The following is a 2,624-nucleotide window of genomic DNA, read 5'->3' on the forward strand; positions in this document are numbered from 1 at the left end:
CGGGACGGAGGCTCCGTCCCGGCGCGACGCACGTCCATCCACCGGACTCAGGCCTTGGCCGTCTGTGCGGTGGGGGCCGGGGCGCGCAGCTCGCGGCGGATGATCTTGCCGATGGGGCTCTTGGGCAGGTCGTCGCGGAACTCCACGCTGCGCGGCACCTTGTACGGCGCCAGCGACTCGCGGCAGTGCTTGATCACGCTCTCGGGCGTCAGCGAATCGTCCTTCTTGACGATGAACGCCTTGACCGCCTCGCCCGAGTGCTCGTCGGGCACGCCGATGACGGCCGCCTCGCGAACCCCGGGGTGGTTGGCCAGGCAGTCCTCCACCTCGTTGGGATACACGTTGAAGCCGCTCACCAGGATCATGTCCTTCTTGCGGTCCACGATCTTGAAGTACCCCTCCTCGTCCATCTGCGCGACGTCGCCCGTGTACAGCCAGCCCTCCTCCAGCACCTTGGCCGTCTCGTCGGGGCGCTGCCAGTAGCCCAGCATGACCTGCGGGCCGCGGCACACCAGCTCGCCCGGCTGCCCCGGGGCCACGGGCTTGCGGTCGTCGTCCACCAGCCTGACGTCGGTGCTGGGGAACGGGATGCCGATGGTTCCCTCCTTGACCCGGTCCACGGGGTTGAAGCTCACCACCGGCGCCGCCTCGGTAAGGCCGTATCCCTCCACCACCGGCGTGCCCACCACTTCCTTCCACCGCTTGGCCACGGCCCCGTGCAGCGCCATGCCGCCGGCCACGGAGAGCTTGAGGCTCTTGGGCGGGTTCTGCTTGAACCACTCTTCGTTGGCCAGCGCGTTGAACAGCGTGTTGACCCCCGAGAACCAGGTCACCGGGTACTTTTCGAACGCCTTCTGCAGGTTCGAGGGCGGCCGCGGGTTGGGGATGAGCACGTTGTGCCCGCCGATCTGGTAGAACAGCAGCAGGTTCACCGTAAAGGCGAAGATGTGGTACAGCGGCAGCGCCGTCATGATGCTCTCCTCGCCCTCCTTGAGGAGCGCGGTGTTCATGGCCAGCATCTGCGCCACGTTGCTCAGCAGGTTGCGATGCGAGAGCATGGCCCCCTTGCTGACGCCGGTGGTGCCGCCCGTGTACTGCAGGTTGGCCACCGAATCCAGCGTAACGCCGTCCAGGTAACCCTTTACGTCCGCGCCCGCCGCCATGCGCTCGCGCCCCGCCTTGAGCGCGTCCTGCAGCGGCGTGTGCGCCACGGTGATGGGCGGAATCATCTTCTTGACGTACTTGAGCACCGTGCGAAGGATGAACGCCGGCACGGCGGGAAACCACTCCGTGATGCGCACCGTCACCACGGTCTTCACCTGCGTCTTGGGGAGCACCGGGGGCAGCCGGTCGGCGAACAGGTCGCTGATCACCAGCACCGTGGCGCCGCTGTCGTTGAACTGGTGGATCATCTCCGGCGGCGTGTACTGCGGGTTGGTGCTCACCGCCACGCACCCCGCCTTGAGCACGCCGAAGAGGACGATGGGGTAGGCCAGGGAGTTGGGCATCTGGATGGCCACCCGGTCCCCCACCTTCAGCGCCAGCGTACCGCGCAGGTACGCCGCGAACTCGTCGGACTTGCGGTCGATGTCGCCAAAGGTCAGCGAGCCGGCCATCCCGTTGGGCATCACCTGCGTGAACGCCGTCTTGGCCGCGTTCTTGGCGGACTGCTGCCGCACCATGTCGGGCATGTGCCTGTAGGCCAGGGCGCCCATCTCGGCGTGGCTGCCGGGCGAGTAGTGCGGAACCCAGGGACGGTCCGTCATCGTGCAATCTCCATGGCGGGCGGGGTGGGGCGGCGGGTCCTACGCCGCAAGACGGGTACGCGCGGGGTGCCCGCGCCGTCTCGATCGGACGTTTGTATACCCACGTTACACGGCTTTCGCGCCTTCCGCCAGACGCGCGTGAGCCCGGCTCAACCCGTTACACTGCCGGACGCGGGATGACGGCGGGGCCGCGCACACCCGATCGACGCGCTTGATGCCCGGCTTCGGCCGGCGGTATACTGCCCGCTCCACCGCTTTCGCCTCCAAATTCCTGGGGAACACGCATGCGCTACGGGCTCTTCGTCTCCATCCACGCAAAGCCGGGGCAGCGGGACGCCGTGGTCGACATCCTGATGCGCGACGTGGAGGCGTCGCGGGCGCTGGGGTGCGAGATGTACATGGTGGGCGTGTCGGACGAGAAGCCGGACGTGGTGTACGTCACCGAGGTGTGGGCCTCGCGCCAGGCGCACCACGCGTCGCTGCGGGATCCCGCGGTGCAGGCCGCGATCGCCGAGGCGATGCCCATGCTGACCGGCGAGTTCCACTCCACCGAATTCTCCGTGATGGGCGGACTGGGCGTGCCGTCCGGGAGCGAGTGAACTCGCCGCAACGACTGCGGAAAGCCCCGCAAACCGCGCGGGGCTTCAACGGCGGAAGGGACAACGGCAAGCAGTGACTTCCCGGGGAGCACCGCACGATGCCTTCCCTGACCTGAAACCCGGCGCGCGGCCGAAGGATCTCGCGTCGGCATGCTCGGAGCGGGTCTTCAGCCCCGGAGCGTCCCCCCTCGCGTGAGCGGCTAAAGCCGCCGCTGGAACTGCGAAAAGCCCCGCAAACTGCGCGGGGCTTCAACGGCTG

2 protein-coding genes are annotated in these 2,624 nt (G+C 68.1%); one reads left to right on the forward strand and one right to left on the reverse strand.

Annotation, left to right across the window (positions count from 1 at the left end; translation table 11 throughout):
• Positions 1 to 47: 47 nt before the first annotated feature.
• A complete protein-coding gene (locus VGC13_RS06195; protein WP_331124353.1) occupies positions 48 to 1,766 on the reverse strand; it encodes an AMP-binding protein in 1,719 nt (572 codons plus the stop codon).
• A gap of 284 nt (positions 1,767 to 2,050) precedes the next feature.
• Here VGC13_RS06195 and VGC13_RS06200 point away from each other — a divergent pair, with 284 nt between their 5' ends.
• On the forward strand, positions 2,051 to 2,365 hold the full coding sequence (locus tag VGC13_RS06200; RefSeq protein ID WP_331124354.1) for a putative quinol monooxygenase: 315 nt from the start codon (positions 2,051 to 2,053) through the stop codon (positions 2,363 to 2,365).
• Positions 2,366 to 2,624: the final 259 nt, after the last annotated feature.

It is taken from the genome of Longimicrobium sp. (assembly GCF_036399255.1).
Classification (GTDB): Bacteria; Gemmatimonadota; Gemmatimonadetes; order Longimicrobiales; family Longimicrobiaceae; genus Longimicrobium.

Bases quoted from the DNA above. Each gene is read 5' to 3' on its own strand.
- VGC13_RS06195 (WP_331124353.1), bottom strand. From the start codon at position 1,766: ATGACGGACCGTCCCTGGGTTCCGCACTACTCGCCCGGCAGCCACGCC.
- VGC13_RS06200 (WP_331124354.1), top strand. From the start codon at position 2,051: ATGCGCTACGGGCTCTTCGTCTCCATCCACGCAAAGCCGGGGCAGCGG.